This is a genomic window from Micromonospora sp. WMMD967, assembly GCF_029626165.1.
In the GTDB taxonomy this organism is placed as follows: domain Bacteria; phylum Actinomycetota; class Actinomycetes; order Mycobacteriales; family Micromonosporaceae; genus Micromonospora; species Micromonospora taraxaci.
In genome coordinates this window covers 951942-967394 of the sequence record NZ_JARUBK010000001.1, presented here as the reverse complement: position 1 = coordinate 967394, position 15453 = coordinate 951942, and the positions used below count along the sequence as shown (strand labels likewise).

General features: G+C 71.5%; 15 protein-coding genes and 1 pseudogene. 4 read left to right on the top strand and 12 right to left on the bottom strand.

Going from position 1 to position 15453, the window contains the following annotated elements; all coding sequences use genetic code 11:
• Positions 1 to 133: 133 nt before the first annotated feature.
• Positions 134 to 763: a flavin reductase family protein gene (locus O7631_RS04600; protein WP_278147844.1), complete on the bottom strand. Its 630-nt coding sequence runs from the start codon at positions 761 to 763 to the stop codon at positions 134 to 136.
• A 379-nt stretch (positions 764 to 1142) separates the two neighbouring features.
• Here O7631_RS04600 and O7631_RS04595 point away from each other — a divergent pair, with 379 nt between their 5' ends.
• The 3 genes and pseudogenes from O7631_RS04595 to O7631_RS04585 all read left to right on the top strand — a co-directional run bounded on the left by O7631_RS04595 (position 1143) and on the right by O7631_RS04585 (position 1795).
• Positions 1143 to 1463, top strand: coding sequence for a hypothetical protein (locus O7631_RS04595; protein WP_278143157.1), 321 nt, complete (start codon positions 1143 to 1145; stop codon positions 1461 to 1463).
• Positions 1463 to 1585, top strand: a pseudogene (locus tag O7631_RS04590) (XRE family transcriptional regulator); the annotation flags it as partial. The gene O7631_RS04595 and the pseudogene O7631_RS04590, both read left to right, overlap by 1 nt.
• Before the next feature lie 27 nt (positions 1586 to 1612).
• On the top strand, positions 1613 to 1795 hold the full coding sequence (locus tag O7631_RS04585) for a DUF397 domain-containing protein (RefSeq protein WP_278147843.1): 183 nt from the start codon (positions 1613 to 1615) through the stop codon (positions 1793 to 1795).
• Here O7631_RS04585 and O7631_RS04580 read toward each other — a convergent pair.
• The 5 genes from O7631_RS04580 to O7631_RS04560 all read right to left on the bottom strand — a co-directional run bounded on the left by O7631_RS04580 (position 1792) and on the right by O7631_RS04560 (position 7801).
• Positions 1792 to 3495 carry an ABC transporter permease gene (locus tag O7631_RS04580; RefSeq protein WP_278143156.1) on the bottom strand — a complete coding sequence of 568 codons (1704 nt, stop codon included), beginning with the start codon at positions 3493 to 3495 and terminating at the stop codon, positions 1792 to 1794. The genes O7631_RS04585 and O7631_RS04580 overlap by 4 nt on opposite strands.
• Entirely contained in the window at positions 3480 to 4244 is a 765-nt protein-coding gene (locus O7631_RS04575; protein WP_278143155.1) for an ABC transporter ATP-binding protein, read from the bottom strand. Before O7631_RS04575 ends, O7631_RS04580 begins: the two co-directional genes overlap by 16 nt.
• A 194-nt stretch (positions 4245 to 4438) precedes the next feature.
• Positions 4439 to 6082 (bottom strand): cation acetate symporter, encoded by a 1644-nt coding sequence (locus O7631_RS04570; RefSeq protein WP_278143154.1) that lies wholly within the window; start codon positions 6080 to 6082, stop codon positions 4439 to 4441.
• 1 nt (position 6083) lies between these two features.
• Positions 6084 to 6497, bottom strand: coding sequence for a hypothetical protein (locus tag O7631_RS04565; RefSeq protein ID WP_269681862.1), 414 nt, complete (start codon positions 6495 to 6497; stop codon positions 6084 to 6086).
• A 44-nt stretch (positions 6498 to 6541) separates the two neighbouring features.
• Positions 6542 to 7801: a DUF4173 domain-containing protein gene (locus O7631_RS04560; RefSeq protein WP_278143153.1), complete on the bottom strand. Its 1260-nt coding sequence runs from the start codon at positions 7799 to 7801 to the stop codon at positions 6542 to 6544.
• 25 nt (positions 7802 to 7826) lie between these two features.
• On the opposite strand from O7631_RS04560, the gene O7631_RS04555 reads away from it, so the two are divergent.
• Positions 7827 to 8354: a hypothetical protein gene (locus O7631_RS04555; RefSeq protein ID WP_278143152.1), complete on the top strand. Its 528-nt coding sequence runs from the start codon at positions 7827 to 7829 to the stop codon at positions 8352 to 8354.
• 103 nt (positions 8355 to 8457) lie between these two features.
• Here O7631_RS04555 and O7631_RS04550 read toward each other — a convergent pair whose 3' ends face one another.
• From O7631_RS04550 to O7631_RS04525, 6 genes are all read right to left on the bottom strand, one after another.
• Positions 8458 to 9459 carry a HAMP domain-containing sensor histidine kinase gene (locus O7631_RS04550; protein WP_278147842.1) on the bottom strand — a complete coding sequence of 334 codons (1002 nt, stop codon included), beginning with the start codon at positions 9457 to 9459 and terminating at the stop codon, positions 8458 to 8460.
• A gap of 68 nt (positions 9460 to 9527) precedes the next feature.
• Positions 9528 to 10205, bottom strand: coding sequence for a response regulator transcription factor (locus tag O7631_RS04545; RefSeq protein ID WP_278143151.1), 678 nt, complete (start codon positions 10203 to 10205; stop codon positions 9528 to 9530).
• A gap of 163 nt (positions 10206 to 10368) precedes the next feature.
• On the bottom strand, positions 10369 to 12444 hold the full coding sequence (locus O7631_RS04540; RefSeq protein WP_278143150.1) for a carboxypeptidase regulatory-like domain-containing protein: 2076 nt from the start codon (positions 12442 to 12444) through the stop codon (positions 10369 to 10371).
• Between the two features lie 179 nt (positions 12445 to 12623).
• Positions 12624 to 13286 carry a DUF5701 family protein gene (locus tag O7631_RS04535; protein WP_278143149.1) on the bottom strand — a complete coding sequence of 221 codons (663 nt, stop codon included), beginning with the start codon at positions 13284 to 13286 and terminating at the stop codon, positions 12624 to 12626.
• Positions 13287 to 13351: 65 nt separating this feature from the next.
• Entirely contained in the window at positions 13352 to 14113 is a 762-nt protein-coding gene (locus tag O7631_RS04530) for a LytTR family DNA-binding domain-containing protein (RefSeq protein WP_088987132.1), read from the bottom strand.
• A gap of 23 nt (positions 14114 to 14136) precedes the next feature.
• Complete coding sequence (locus tag O7631_RS04525) at positions 14137 to 15363, bottom strand: histidine kinase (RefSeq protein WP_278143148.1); 1227 nt, start codon at positions 15361 to 15363, stop codon at positions 14137 to 14139.
• Between the last annotated feature and the right edge of the window lie 90 nt (positions 15364 to 15453).

Below are 15453 nucleotides of genomic sequence, written 5' to 3'. Positions count from 1 at the left end.
ACGGTAGAGAGCGCGCTCCCCGACGGGGAAGGCCGAGATCGACGCCGGTCGTCGACTGCGCCGAGCGGTTGCCTGGCTGCGCCGAGTGACTCAGGTCACTCCGGTGACCGGTCGGTCGGGACGGCCCGCCCGTTCAGCCCGGTAGCTCGTGGTACCGACCGCGGTAGTGCAGCAGCGGAGACGCCTCTCCGGTCAGGTCGACAGCCTCGATGGTGGCCTCCACCAGCAGGCCCCAGCCGTACTCCCGGGCGGTGTCCAGCCGGCACCCGGCCCACCCGCCGGCATCCGCGGGCACCGGCCCGTACGGTGTCTCGATCCAGGTGTCGGCGGCGAAGAGCCCACCCGGTGCGGGAAACAGGCCGGCGAACCGGTCGGCGAGCTGCCGGTGCGGTGGACCGAGCGGCGTGACAGCGAACCGGCCCGCCTCCTCCGCCGCCGCCCAGAAGTCGGACTCCGGGTCGATCAGCCCGACCAGTCGATCCGGCTCTCCTTCGGCGACCAGCGTGGACGACACCGTCAGCCCGGCCGGGCCGGGAGCCGTCCAGAGGGTCACCGGTGCGGCGAGCCGGCCGCGCAGCCGGCGTACCGGTGACCGTTGCCCGGTCGGCACCGCGAACGGATCGGTGTGGTGGATCTCGGCACCCGGCTCATGATTCACGTGAAACATTGTGCCGTCCCGGGCACGTGCCCAACCCAGGAAGCGCTCGTGCAGATCGGTGGGTCGCCCGTTGAGCTGGGCGAGCTGAGCACCGGCCTCCGCCATGAGGGCACCCAGGTAGACCAGCAGCCCCACCCGGTCATCCCGGTATTCGGTGAGCAACGCCAACCGCGCCGGCTGGCCGGCCAGAGCGCGCCGCAGCCACGGCACCGCCAGAGCGGCCGCATCGGCAGGTGCGGCCGGCTCACCAGCGACCTCCGTCCGGCCGGGCCGGCGGTGCCGGGACCGGCCCGTCCCTCCCGGCGGTCGGGGGGCATCTCCTGTTTGCGCGATATGACTCAGAGTCATAAATATGACTCCGAGTCATATCGCTAGTGGTGGCATGACGGTCGGGATACTCTGCGGCGGCGCAGCTCACCACCGACCGCCGTTCGCGCGCCAGGCCTGCGCCGGGGTCAGCCAACCGGCCCGGCCAGGTCGCGGCATGGCCACCGTCGGCCCGACCGCCCATGCAGGCGGCCGAGCGGGCACGCCCGGCGATCCCTCCGCGCCCGGCACCGCCGCCGGTTCTGCCGGCTTCCTCCTCCGGTACGACCACCGCGCCCCGTTCCTGCCCCGGATGAACCCGACCATGGCTGATCTCCTCCTGCTCGACGAGGGCCGCCCCGGCCGGGGGATGACCGGGGCGGCCCGAACGCAGGACCCGATCGCCGGGACGTCGCCTCCACCGGCCGGGCCGCGTGTCCTCCACCTTGGACGGAAAGGTGCGGCCCGGCGGTACTGGACGCACAGCTCGGTCGGCTGATGGAACTCGCCGCCCTGCCGAGCGTCAGACCGCACGTCGTGCCACTCGAAGCGGGAGCACACGTCGGATTGACCCTCGGCTTTCTGCTCGCCGAACTGCCCGACGGGGAACGGGTCACCTATGTCGAGGATGTCGCTCGTGGACACGTCATCGACGACCCGGACGTCGTGCGCGACACGGGCGGTGCCTGCGTCGAGGTGGCGGACAATCTGCCCGGTGTGGTGCTGGTTCGGGACAGCAAGGATCGCTCCGGCCCGGTCCTCACCTTCGCTCCGGCCGCGTGGCGCGGCTTCGTCGACGCTGCCCAGGCGGCAGGTCGCCGCGCCGGTTAGCGGCGCGGCGTGATCGTGGCCAGCAACTCGGGCAGCCGACGGTCCAACACGTCGCCGGCCAGGTACGCGCCCAGCAGCGCCGCGCCCAACCCGTACGCCGCGCCGACCGGCAGGGCCAGCCAGAGCCAGGCGTCCCCGAGCAGCGCGGCGGCTACCACCATCGGCACCGCCGCGACCGCCGACACCAGCATGGTCACCAGGGTGAGCAGCCCCTTCGTGAGGCCCGCACCGCTGTTCATCGCGAACGGGTTGCTCGTTTCCGGCAGCGAGTACGCCCCGAGCACCGAGACGAAACTGTTCACCGCCAGCCCCGCGCCGTAGGTGGCGACCAGGCTGCCGAAGGTGAGCCCGATCCAAGCCGGTCGACTGAGCAGCACCGACAGCACCACCGACACGAACGCCAGCATCGGCAGCACGTACAGCGAGAAGGCGGTCATCCGCGCCCGCAGCTCCACCCGACCGGGCACTCCGGCCACCACGTTCGCGGCGTACGCGCTGCCGTCGAAGCCGAACTGGTTGGCCAGGGTGGCGGCGGCGAGCACACCCACGAGAACCATGGAGATGGTGACCACGACCGGTGAGGAGTCGCTGGCAGCCGCCGTCAACCCCTCGCCCTCCATGGCCGCGAAGTCCCCGCCCGTGACGTTGACGAACACGGGAACGAAGATGCCGACCACCGCGATCGTGATCAGGTTGGCCCGGCGGCGCGCGTCCCGCCACCAGTACCGGGCCTCCCGGGCGACCAGCGCGCCGAAGCGGTCCCGGCGGGCCCAGCCGGTGGCACGGGGGAACAGTTGGGCGACGGCGCCACCGGCCACCCCGCGTCGCGCGGGGGCCTTACCGGCGCTCGCCGCGCCCACCATGGCCGACTCGAGCGACCGGGACCACCAGAACAGCAGGGCGCCGAGGGCCACCACCGTGATCAGCAGTTTCACCGGTGCCGCCCACACCCGTCCCTGGGCCACGTCGATGCCGGCCGTCCACGGCGCGCCGAGCGGCGTCCAACCGATCACGGTCGCCGCGCCGGTCAGCCGGGTCCAGTCCGTCTCCCGCAGCGCCGCGAGACCGAAGATCTGCAACGGGCCGAGAAGTGCGGCGACCACCGCCAGCAGCACGGCCGCCAGGTCCCGGACCCGCCGGGACCGCAGCATGGTGGCGAAGGCGCTGGTCACCGCCCGGCTGGCGGCCACACAGAGCAGCAGCCCCGCGACCACACCGACCACGGCCACCAACCCCGCCGACCAGCCGCCCAGCGACCAGGAGGTGAGCACCAGCCCGAACGTCGCGATCAGCACCGCCAACACCGGAACGCTGATCAGAGCCGCCGCGAACAGACCGGTCACCAACGTGCGGCGGGACAACGGCAGCAGCGCGAACCGGGCCGGGTCCAGTGTCTCGTCCACACCGAAGAAGACCAGTGGTAGGAGCAGCCAGCCGAGCACCAGCAGGCCCCCGCCGGCCGCACCGACCAGCACCGCGTACTGGCCGTCGCCGGTCAGGCCGGGCAGGGCGAAGAGGAAGAAACCACTGACCGCGAACCAGAGCCCGAGCAGCGCGCCACCGATGAACAGTGCGATCCGCCAGCCCTGACCCCGGAAGCTGTTGCCCATCACCCGCAGCTTCAGCCGCACGAAGTGCCGAGCGGAAACCGTGTGTACGGGCGCGGTGGGCCCGGCGTCCGTGCTCACTGCGACAGCCACGACAGCTCCTCGCCCGTCGCAGTGCGCCCGCCGACCACCTCGACGAACACCTGCTCCAGCGAGCGGTCACCACGGACCTCGCCAATCGTCCCGACCCGCTTGATGGTGCCGCCGGCCAGGATCGCCACGTGTGAGCAGAGCCGCTCGACGACCTCCATCACGTGACTTGAGAAGACCACGGTGCCTCCGCCGGCCGCGTACCTGCTGAGAATGTCGCGGATCAGCGCTGCGGACACCGGGTCGACCGCCTCGAACGGCTCGTCCAGCACCAGCACCCGAGGGCCGTGCAGCAACGCGCAGGCCAGGCCGATCTTCTTCTTCATGCCCGCCGAGTAGTCCACCACCAGCGTGCGACCGGCGTCGCCGAGCGCCAGCACGTCCAGCAGCTCCGCGGCCCGCTGGTCGACCACCGCCGGGTCCATCCCCCGCAACAACCCGTTGTACGCGAGCAACTCCGCCCCGGTCAGCCGGTCGAACAGGCGTACCCCGTCGGGCATGACGCCCAACAGCTGCTTCGCGGCGACCGGGTCCTGCCAGACGTCCTGCCCGAGCACCCGGGCCGAGCCGGCGTCCGGTCGCAACAGCCCGACCGCCATCGACAGGGTGGTGGTCTTGCCGGCCCCGTTCGGGCCGAGCAGCCCGTAGAAGGAGCCGGCGGGGACGTCCAAGTCGACGCCGGCCACCGCGATCGTGCCGTCGAACCGTTTGGCCAGGCCACGCAGTGCGAGCGCGGGGTGCTCAACAGTCATGCGTCGACGCTATCCGGCGGCGGCCAGTTCCGCCGTCCGGCGGCGGGCGGACCGGGATCATCCTGAAGTCGTAGATCCCCGATCCGCCCTCGACGACGGTTGATCCACTCCACATCGCCGATGTCGGGGTGTCAGAGCATCGGCATGCCGCCACATCGCCGACGTGGAGTGGATCACGCAGCCCCACCCGAAGCTCACTGCATGCGGAGGGCTTCGGGGGTGTGCAGGCGGAGCATGGTGGCCGCGACGTCGGCCGGTGCCCGCCGCCGAGTAGCCATCGACACCGCGACCATCACTGTGAACGCCAGCGGCACCGTCCAGGCGGCCGGCTGCGTGGTGAGCGTGGCCGGCCAGCCGGACAACGGCGGACCGAGCACGGTGACCAGCACCGCCCCGATCGCCGCCCCGCCGCCGACCAGCACCCCGGCGGCGGCGCCCAGGTCGGTCAGGCCACGCCACCAGATGCCGAGCACCAGCAGCGGGCAGAAACTCGACGCGGCCACCGCGAAGGCCAACCCGACGACCTGCGACACGTCCATCCCGGAGACGTGCAACGCCAACACCGTCGGCACCGCTCCGGCGATCACCGTGGCCAGCCGGAAGCCGCGTACCGAGCCGCGGCCGAGCACATCCGTCGAGATCACCCCGGCGACGCTGGTCAGCAGCCCGGACGAGGTGGAGAGGAACGCCGCGAACGCGCCCGCCGAGACCAGCGCGGCGAGCAGCCGGCCAACCGTCCCGTCACCGAGGGTCGCGCCGGGCAGCAAGACCACCACCGCGTCGGTCTGCCCACTGACCAGCAACTGCGGCGTGTAGATCCGGCCGAGCACCCCGTACAGGGTGGGGAGCAGGTAGAAGGCGCCGACCAGGGCCAGCACGACCAGTGTCGTCCGACGTGCCGCCGCACCGTCCGGGTTCGTGTAGAAGCGGACCAGCACGTGCGGCAGGCCCATCGTGCCCAGGAACGTGGCGAGGATCAGCGAGTACGTGGCGAAGAGCCCTCGGTCGTCGTCCCCCGCGGCGCTGGGCAGCAGCCAGTCGTTCGCCTCGGTGGCCACCCCGGACACCTCCGGCACCCGGTCGCCGGCCGCGAAGGTCAGCTCGTCGCCGGGGCGTACCTCCCGGATGTCGCCGTCGGGCAGGGTGAGGGTCGCGCGATGCTCGACCACGACGGTGGTCGCGGCCCGGAACGTCGGCCCGTCGGGCGGAGTCACCGCCGGGCGGCCGTCGGCCTGCCACTGCAGGGCCAGGAAGATCACGGGTACGGCGAGCGCGGTCAGCTTGAGCCAGTACTGGAACGCCTGCACGAAGGTGATCGCCCGCATGCCGCCCAGCGCCACGTTCGCGGTGACGACGGCGGACACGAGCAGGGCACCAAGTGGGTACGGGGAGCCGGCCACCGTGGCCAGCGTGAGCCCGGCCCCCTGGAGCTGCGGCACCAGGTACAGCCAACCGATGAAGATCACGAAGGCGGTGGCCAGGATCCGTAGCCGGCGCGACCCGAGCCGTAGCTCGCAGAAGTCGGGCAGGGTGAACGCGCCGGACCGGCGCAGCGGTGCCGCCACGAAGAGCAGCAGGGCCAGGTACCCGGCGGCGAATCCGACCGGATACCAGAGCACGTCCACGCCGTACTTGAGGACCAGCCCGGCGATGCCGAGGAAACTCGCCGCCGACAGGTACTCCCCGCCGATCGCGGCGGCGTTCCACGTCGGGCTGATCGCCCGCGACGCGACCAGGAAGTCGGACGTGGTCCGGGCCAACCGGAGCCCGTAGAAGCCGATCCCGACGGTGACCAGGGTGACCGCCACGATGGCCGGCACCACGAAATCGTTGCCCACCTCAGTGCTCCGGCCGTTGCACCAGGTCGGTGAAGTCCTGCTCGTTGCGTTCGGCCAGCCGCACGTACGCCCAGCCCACCCCGATCAGGAACGGGAACGAGGCCACACCGAGTAGCAGCCACGGCAGGTTGACACCGGCGACGGTGGTCCGGCCGAGCGAGGGCGCGATGGCGAACAACCACGGCAACCCGCCCAACCCGATGACCACCACCAGTGAGAGCCGCAGCGCCAACGCGAGTTGGGCCCGGACCAGGCCGCGGACCAGCGCCTCACCGACCTGGGTCTGCTGGGCCAACTCGGCGCGGGTCCGCTCGGCGCGGGTGTCCTGCCTGGTGATCTCGGCCAGCACGATCCGGGCCCGCCGGGGCGGTGGTACCGCACCACCCGACCCCACGTCAGGGATTTGCTCGGCCACCCCGGCAGTCTCGCCCGCCGTGCGCGATTGTCAAGCGGTGGCGCTCACCAACCCCGAAGAACCGAGCAGTCCATCAGCGCGGCGGCCCCCTGGACCTCCTCGAGATCCGGCCGCGCCCGCTCCCGGCCGAGGTTCGTCCCCCAAAGCCCGTCCCGGGGCAGCTCGGTGGCGAGCTGCCTCAGTGCACAGCCGCGCATCGGCTCGGGCAACCGGACCAGGGCCGGTACGGCGTCCTCCGACAGCCCGGACAGGTAGTCGATGTCCACCCGACCGGTCTGCAGGTACCTGTCGACGTTCCGCTCGGCGATCAACCGGTCCGGGTTGACCAGCGCCAAGCCGAGCAGCGCCAGCACCGCCGTGCCGATCACCAACCGGGGCAGCCAATCCGCCCGCAAGCGCACCACAGCCACCCCGACCAGTACGAAGAGCAGCCCGAGCCACAGCTCGATGGTCGCCACGACGAGCCGCAGCCGGGTGGCGCCGTACGCGTCCGTGTAGACCTGCATCCGGTAGAGCGCCGAGGCGACGATCACCAGACTGAGCGCGGTGAGCGCACCGAGCAGGACGCGCACCAGCAGGCGGTCCGCCCGGGTGACCTTCGGCGCACGGCGGGCGGCGACGGCGATCACCAGGAGGGTGAGCGCGGTGACGGCGAGCAGTTGCCAGAACCCGCCACGGGCGTACTGGGCGTAGGTGAGCCCGGCGGTACGCAGCACGTGCCCGGCGCCACCGAACAACACTGTCAACTGGACCAGCACGAAGACGGTGAACAGGGCGACCAGCATGCCCAGCGGGAGGGTCCACTCCAACCGGTGCGCTGTCCGAGGTGTCTTCGGGTGCAGACCCTCCAGGTCGGGTGGGCGGCTCACCAGGAAGGCGCCCCCGAGCAGGCCCCCGCCGATCAGCAGCAGCCGGGCCAGCCAGTCGGGCACGCCTACCGACGAGACGTCCGGCAGCAGACCGGTGACCAGGTCGGCGAAAACCGCGTCGGCGGAGGAGAAGAGCAGACCGAACAGCGTCAGCAGACCCGCGGAGATCGCCAGGCTGGTCAGGACGCGCCCGATCGGGACACCCGAGGTGGACGACTTCCTGGCCTGGAGCCCGCGTACCGCCCAGGGCAGTGCCCGTACCGTCGCGGCCGGCGGCAGCGTCGCGCCGACGAGCATGCCGAGCGGGCTTCGCCCGCCGGTCAGTGCCAGCGTCCCGGTCACCGCCGCCGCGAGCAGGCAGAGGACGAAGAGCCAACCGGCCGCCCGGACCGTGCCTACCGCGACCAGCGCGATCGTCGCGGCGACCCACACCACCTGTGCCACCCGCCCCGGTGCCCCCGTGGCACCGGGACGGGCGGCGGTTGCCGCAGGTGGCGTGGTGGCCGGTGTGGTCGGAACGCTCCTCGGTCCCGGTGTCGCGGAGCTCGTCGGTCCCGGTGTCGTCGTGGCCTTCGGCGGGTCGGCGCCTTCCGGCGTCGGCGCGGCCGTGGAAGGCCTGGTCGGCTGCGTCCCCGGCGAAGACGCGGCGGAGGTGCCGGGCGCGGCGGTGGTGCCGGGCGCGGCGGCAGCACCAGCGGCGGCGGTGCCGGGCGCGGCCGTGGTGCTGGGAGCGGCCGTGGTGCTGACGGCGGCGGCGCCGGTGGTGGCGGTGCTGGTGGCGGCGACGCCGAGGGCGGCGACGCCGGCCAGTGCCGCCACCAGCCAGCCGAGACCGGGGCGAACGACGGTGAGCGTGGACGCGCCGACGACGGACGCCGCTGTCACCGCGGTCAGGACCAGCGGTCGGGCCGCACCGGACGGCCCCGGCCAACGCCGCTCGATGAACGACGGCGGCCTCGGCAGGACCGGCGCGGGTGGCCATGGCTGAAGCTGACCGGTGGCCGGCGGCGTGGCTGGGCCAGGTCTCACCGGCGGAGGGACCTGCGCTCCGGTCGGCCCGGTGGCCGGAACGGGAACGCTGCCAGGGCTGGTCATGCGGCCTCTTTTCGGTGGGAGCCGTTGTCCGGGATGGTGACCTGGATGCGGCAGCCGGGTCGGTCGTTCCGGTGCGGGCCGATGGGGTCGAGGACGGCGATCCGGCCGCCGTGCAGCTCGACGACCCATCGCGCGATCGCCAGACCGAGACCTGTTCCGCCGCCGGCCGACCGGTCGCCACGCGTGAACCGTTCGAAGACCCGGGACCGCTCGGCCGGCGGGATGCCCTGGCCCTCGTCGCTCACCTCGACGCGGAGGTGGTCGCCGTCCTCTTCGGCGGTGACCCGGACGACACCGCCGGGCGGGCTGTGCCGCGCCGCGTTGTCGAGCAGGTTCGCGAAGACCTGGTGCAGCCGCCACGGGTCCGCGTGCACCGTCAGCGGCGACGGCAGGTCACGGAGTTCGAAACGTACGTCCAGGCCGGCCCCGGACGCGCTCGCGGTGGCGTGCTCCACCGCCTCGTCGAGGAAGTCCCCCACGTCCATCCGTACCCGCCGCAACGGCACCACGCCGGCGTCGAGGCGGGACAGGTCGAGCAGGTCGGCGACGAGATGTCCGAGCCGTTCGGTCTGGGCCAACGCCGAGCGCAGCGCCGCTGGCTCGGGGTCGGCCACCCCGTCCACCATGTTCTCCAGCACGCCCTGCAACGCGGTGATTGGCGTCCGCAGCTCGTGTGAGACGTTGGCGATCAACTCGCGGCGGCGCTGGTCCGCGGCGTGCAGGTCCTCGGCCATCTTGTTGAAGGCCTGGGCCAGCTCGCCGACCTCGTCCCGGGAGGTGGCGCGTACCCGTCGCGTGTAGTCGCCCCGGGCCATCGCGCCGGCTGCCGCCGTCATCTCGCGCAGCGGCGAGGTCATCCCGTGGGCGAGCACCTGCGAGGTGACAAGACCGATGCAGATGCTGGTGACCGCCGTGCCCGGCGGGAGCCAACCGATGCCGTACCAGAAGTAGCCGATGGCCACGGCCCAGGATGCGACGAGCAGCACGCCGAGCTTCATCTTGATCGAGCGAACCGGGTCCAGAGGCCGGGGTAACACCCGTTCCACCCAGTCGAACAACCTGCCGGTCACGCGGGCACCTCCAGGGCGTAACCCACACCGTGGACGGTCCGGATCAGGTCGGCGCCGAGTTTGCGGCGTAGCGCCTTGACGTGGCTGTCCACAGTGCGGGTGCCACTCCCGTCGGCCCATCCCCACACGTCGGCGAGCAGCCGTTCCCGAGGGAGCACCGTGCGGGGACGCCCGGCGAGGTGGACCAGCAGGTCGAACTCCGTCGGGGTGAGGTGCACGTCGGCACCGTTCCGGCGAACCCGCCGCTCGGCCTCGTTGATCTCGATGTCGCCGAGCCGGATCGCGGGCGGCGTCGGGGCGGCGGCCCGATCCACCCGCCGCAGCAGGACGTGCACACGGGCGGCCAACTCCCGCATCGAGAAGGGCTTGGTGAGGTAGTCGTCCGCACCGACCGCGAGCCCCACCAGCAGGTCGGTCTCGTCGTCGCGAGCGGTGAGCATCAGCACCGGCACCGGTCGGTCGGCCTGGATCCGGCGGCACACCTCCAGGCCGTCGAAGCCGGGCAACATCACGTCGAGGACGACGAGATCGGGCTGGCCGGTGCGGAACTGCGCGACGGCGCTGGGCCCGTCCGCCGCGACCTGCACCGAGAAACCCTCGGCCCTCAGTCGAGCCGCGATGGATTCGGCGATGGTCCGTTCGTCCTCGACCACCAGTATCCGGCGTTCCCTCATGGGTCACGACTGTAGGGAGCGGCCGTGGAGGTCGGTGGGTGGCGTTGTGAACAACCTGTGGAGAACGGCTCACGCCTGTGGATAACCCAGCGATGATGACGCCGAACTCCACAAACGAAGCGGGGCCGGTGGCACACCGCCACCGGCCCCGCCACCTCGACGGTCAGCTGGTCGGTACGACCAGGTCCACGGACATGCTGCCGCTGGCCGGGACGGTGAACCGACCGAGCTTGCGGGTGCCGTCCGGCTGTGTCGCCAGGTAGCGGCCGTCGAACTCCTGGGTACCAAGTGAGGTGTGGTAGGTGAAGAAGATCCTCTGCGGTCCGTTCAGCCGGATGGCGAACTGTCCGTCGACGATATGGCCGTTACCGGTGATGTCACCGGTGTCGACGCTGTGGGCGAGAATCCAACCGTCGGTGAAGGGGATGCCGTCGGGCGTGCGGAAAGTTCCGGTGAGCCCGAGACCCTTGCCCAGTTGGGCGTCCTGGGTGGTGGTCGCGCCAGCGGTGACGGTCACCGGGGTGGCGGCGAATCGGCTCAGCTTGTCACCCGACCACTCGCGGGCGTACTGCTCGTCGCCGTAGACCAGCGGCCACGCGTACGGCCCGAGCCGGCGGACGGTGTAGACGCCGTTCTCGTCGGTCGTCGCATCGTCGGCGCCGATCCCCGGGTGGCTGGTCAGCGCGGACACGCCGACGCCCTTGATCGGCTTGCCGGTCGCCGCCTCGGTGACAGTCCCGGTGACGCTGCCCGCCCGGTCGATCCTGACCTGAGGGCCCGTCGTCACCTGTCCGACGGTGGCGACGACGGTGGTCGCCTGCCGTTCGTCGCCGGTCCCACCGTCGGTGCCAACCCACTGACGACCGTAGGCGTCGTCCTGCGGCACCGCGAAGAGCTTGTAGCTGCCGGCGGTGAGAGGCCCCACCTTGATCTGACCGTTGCGGTCGCTGCACTCACCGTAGCCGCCCCCGGCTGCCGCCCGCTTGGGTAGGAATGCGTCCAGGCAGACGCTCGAGAGCGGCGTGCCGGTCAGCCGGTCGACGATTGTGGAGGTGATGACCGCGCCCGGCCGCAACTTCACGGTGAGCCTGGTGGTGCCCTTCGCCTCGACACGTACGCGGTTCAGGTCCCGCGCAAAGTACAGCTTGTCGGGCGCGTACACGCGGAGGTCGTGCCGACCCGCCGGGAGGCCGCTGATGATCATCGTGCTGCTGCCGTTGCTGCACTGGGTGTCGGTGCAGAAGTTGGTGACCTTGGCGCCGCTCACCGAGTCAACGGCGGAAATGGCGATCGAACCGGTGTCCAGCAGGCTGTCGGCGATGCTCGTCTGCCGCCCGCCGCGAACCTGGACGAGGTTGGCATCCTCGGGCGTCAGCTTGCCGCGGTAGTACTGCTCTCGACTGCTGGTGGAGAACTTGACCTGATACGAGCCCTGCAGAAGTTGCGCGGTGAACTCACCGTTCGAGTCGGTCTGCTGCCACATGATGCCGTAGTCGTTGGCGGAGCCGAGGTTGACATTGGCCCTGTCGAGGGGCTGACCGGCAGTGGTGGTGAATCGGCCGGTGAGCACACCGACCGGCAGTACCGTTTCGTTCACCTCAGTCGTCTCGTCGCCCTTGACCTCGAAGACGCTCGCGTCCAGCTCGTCGAGCTTGCCCGGGACGTACTGGCTCTGGTACGAGCCTTCGATCGGTTCGAACGTCACCCGGTAACGGCCGGGGAGCACCGGGATGGTGTACCGACCATCGTCGTCGGTACGACCAACGGCACGCTGAGACGTGTCGACATTGATGGCGTCGACCCTCAGGCTCGCCCGGGGGTTGCCGGCATGGTCGACGATCCGGCCGGCGACGGTGCCGGTGGTGAACAACTGCTCGTTGACTGTGGTGGTGGCGCCAGCCGAGACGGTCACCGGGTCGGCGTCCGACAGCTCCGCTTTCTGGTGGTGGTACTGGTCGGGCCGGGGCCAGGGGACGAAGCCCACGACGTACGAGCCGGGGGTTAGTCCGTCGAAGGTGTAATTGCCGTCAGCGTCGGTGTTGGTGGAGCCGATACTTGAATAGCTTCCGGCCTTGTAGACCTGGACGAAAACGTCGGCGGCGGCGGTGCCGGCACTGGTGGTCAGTCGTCCGCTGACCGCGCCGGTGTCGGCTGCCTGGGCCGGGGTGGCGCCGGGCAGAACGAGCATCGCCACGACGGTGCCGGCCAGCAGGGCGCGACAGGCTGGGATTAGCTGCATCAATGTCCAAACGTGGGGGTGGCGGGGCAGTCTGAGCGGACTCGGCCCGCACCGATGCGTTACCCCGCAACCGAATCGGCCCCAAGAGGATAGGTTACCGACGATGATCGGCCGGGTGCCCGCACCGGTGCGACGCTACGAGTCAGCGTTCGTGCTCTGTGCGCCTGCGGAAGCCCTCGTCACTCCAGGCCCACGCGCTCCGGGCGGGCCGAGGCGGAGCCGAGCCAGGTGTGCGGGTTGCCGTACCAGCACCAGCCCAGCTTCGGTGCCCCCTGGCTGATCCAGAGTGCCGGCACCCGCTTGTCGCCACACCGGGAACCGACGAGTGAGAAGCACCTGTTGCTCGCCAACGCGGCCGGGTGCAGCGTGACGAACGCCAGCCCTTCGTCGATGGTGAGCGGCAGCCGACCCTGGGCGGTCATCCCCTCCATGGCGGTGGCCGGGGCCAGGTTGCGGAACTCCTCGCCCCGGTCCACGTCGAAGAGCAGGTAGGCAGGCCCGGCCGGCACCTCCAACTCCTTGATCGGGTCGAAGCGCGGCAGGTCGTCCTCGGCGTAGTTCCGGTCGAGAACGCCGGGCTTGCGCTTTCCGGCCAGCGTGGTGAGCCCGAGCCGTTCCGGCATCCCGACCAGGTCCCGGGTGATCACCAGCAGGAACGGCACCCGCGCGTCGGTGGGGGCGGGCAGCCCGGCGGTGCCGTCGACCGCCCTGGCCCGAAGGGGCGCGACCAGGTCCCGGAAGGCGGTCTCCGACAGCCCGGCCAGGGCCGGGTAGCCCAGGTGCACCAGATGGTCGACCTGACGATCGAACTCGGTCTCGGCGTCGAACGGGGTCACGGTCATGGCGGCCTCCCGGAAGTCGTACGGACTAGCGTACAACGTACGGTAGGCGCGGTTCCATTCCCGGGTCAGCGATTCCAGTCCTGCTTCGCGGCCCTGACCAGCTTGTCCTTCAACTCCCGGGTGTGTCGTCGGCTCACCGGCAGCTCGGTCGAGTCGATCACCACGACATAGCCGGAGTTGACCAGACGCAACTCCGCGATCAACTTCAACTGCACCAGGTACGACCGGTGCACCCGGACGAAACCGGCGTCGGCCCAGCGCTCCGCCAACGTGGCCAGCGAGACCCGCACCAGGTGGGACCCCTCCGCGGTGTGCAACCGGGCGTAGTCCCCCTGCGCCTCCACCCACCGCACCGCCGAACGGGGCAGCATCCGGGTGGTGCCGGCCAACTCGATGGGGATCGTCGGGTCCTCCTCGGCGCGGGCCAGCGCCGCCGGGTGCGACGGCACCACCCGCGAACCGATCACCCGGCGCAACGACTCGGCCAACCGGTCGGCGCGGACGGGTTTGCGGACGTAGTCGGTGGCACCCAGGTCGAAGGCGTCCACCGCGCCGTCGTCGTACGCGGTGACGAACACGATCGCCGGCGGCCGGGCGAAGCGGCGCAGCACCCGGGCCAACTCCATCCCGTCCAACCCGGGCATCCGGATGTCCAGGAAGACCACGTCCACGTCACCGTCGCGGAGCAACCGCAGGGCCTCGGTCGCGTCGCCGGCGGTAAGCAGCCGGGCCACCCGGGGGTCGGCCCGAAGGTGGTACGCCAGCTCGTCGAGTGCCGGCGGCTCGTCGTCCACCGCCAGCACCCGGAGGAAACCCGACGCGTTCACCGCGGCCGTGCCGGTTCGCTCGCTCACGACCCTGCCCGTACACCCGGGTGGAACTTCGGCACCCGCATGCTCACCTTCGTGCCCGAGCCCAGCCCGGTCTCCACGACCAGGCCGAACCGGTCCCCGAAGACCGACCGGAGCCGCTCGTCGACGTTGGAGAGGCCGACGTGCTGACCCGTGTCGTCGCCCGGGTCGCCAGTGCTGCTGGCCAGCTCGGCGATGCCGGCGGTCAGCGTGGTCGGGTCCATTCCCACTCCGTCGTCCTCCACCGTGATGTGGCATTCGGCGCCCGCGTCCCGGGCCTCGATGCTCACCATGCCCGTGCCCGGCTTACGGGACAACCCGTGGCGGACCGCGTTCTCCACCAGAGGCTGAAGGCAGAGGAACGGCAGCGTCACCGGCAGCACCTCCGGGGCGATCTGCAACCGCACCTGCAACCGGTCGCCGAACCGGGCCCGCTCGATGGTCAGGTAACGGTCGATGGAGCGCAACTCCTCGGCAAGGGTGGTGAACTCGCCGTGCGCCCGGAAGGAGTACCTGGTGAACTCCGCGAACTCCAGGATCAGCTCCCGGGCACGCTCCGGGTCGGTGCGGACGAACGAGCCGATCGCGGTCAGCGCGTTGTAGATGAAATGCGGGCTGATCTGCGCCCGCAACGCCCGGATCTCGGCGCGGGCCAGCCGCTCCCGGGACGAGTCCAGCTCGGCCAGGGCGAGCTGGTTGCCGGCCCAGTGCGCCGTCTCCAGGGTGGCCTGCACCAACCCCGGCGGTGGTGGACTGTCGGCGACGGCCACCAGCGCGCCGACCACCCGACCGTCGGCCCCCTGCAACGGCGCGACCACCGCCCCACGGATCGGGCAGTCCACCCGGTCGCAGTGCAGCTCCTGCTCGCCGAGCACCGTCGAGCGGCCGGTGTCCACCGTCCGCTGGGCCGCCGCGAGCAACTGATCGCCGTGGTGCGTGCCGCGCCCGTCGAGGGCCAGCAACCGGTCGGCGTCGGCGAGCGCCAGCCCGACCGCGCCCACCAGGGCACGCAGATGGCGTACGGCCTTCGCGGCGCCCGCCTCGCTCAGCCCTGCGCGCAGCGGCTCGGCCGCCAGGCCAGCGGTGTGCAGCACCTCGTAGGTGGCCCGCTGGGTGGCGGTGGCGATGCCCCGGCGGGCGCGCAGCCGCAGCACCGCCAACAGGGCCGCCGTCAGCGCGGTGACGAGCGACACGACGCCGACCACGGCGGAGAGGTTGGCACCCACGCAGCGATCCTTGCCCCTGCGGGCCGACCCGCCAAGCCCCAGGCCTATCGCGTACGGCAGGTTGAGGTCCGGGACCCGGACGGGAGAGGG

What these genes read in the sequence shown, in the direction of transcription:
- O7631_RS04600 (WP_278147844.1), bottom strand. Translation starts at nt 763, where the DNA reads ATGGCGGAGGCCGGTGCTCAGCTCGCCCAGCTCAACGGGCGACCCACC.
- O7631_RS04595 (WP_278143157.1), top strand. Translation starts at nt 1,143, where the DNA reads ATGGCCACCGTCGGCCCGACCGCCCATGCAGGCGGCCGAGCGGGCACG.
- O7631_RS04575 (WP_278143155.1), bottom strand. Translation starts at nt 4,244, where the DNA reads ATGACTGTTGAGCACCCCGCGCTCGCACTGCGTGGCCTGGCCAAACGG.
- O7631_RS04550 (WP_278147842.1), bottom strand. Translation starts at nt 9,459, where the DNA reads ATGAAGCTCGGCGTGCTGCTCGTCGCATCCTGGGCCGTGGCCATCGGC.
- O7631_RS04545 (WP_278143151.1), bottom strand. Translation starts at nt 10,205, where the DNA reads ATGAGGGAACGCCGGATACTGGTGGTCGAGGACGAACGGACCATCGCC.
- O7631_RS04540 (WP_278143150.1), bottom strand. Translation starts at nt 12,444, where the DNA reads ATGCAGCTAATCCCAGCCTGTCGCGCCCTGCTGGCCGGCACCGTCGTG.
- O7631_RS04535 (WP_278143149.1), bottom strand. Translation starts at nt 13,286, where the DNA reads ATGACCGTGACCCCGTTCGACGCCGAGACCGAGTTCGATCGTCAGGTC.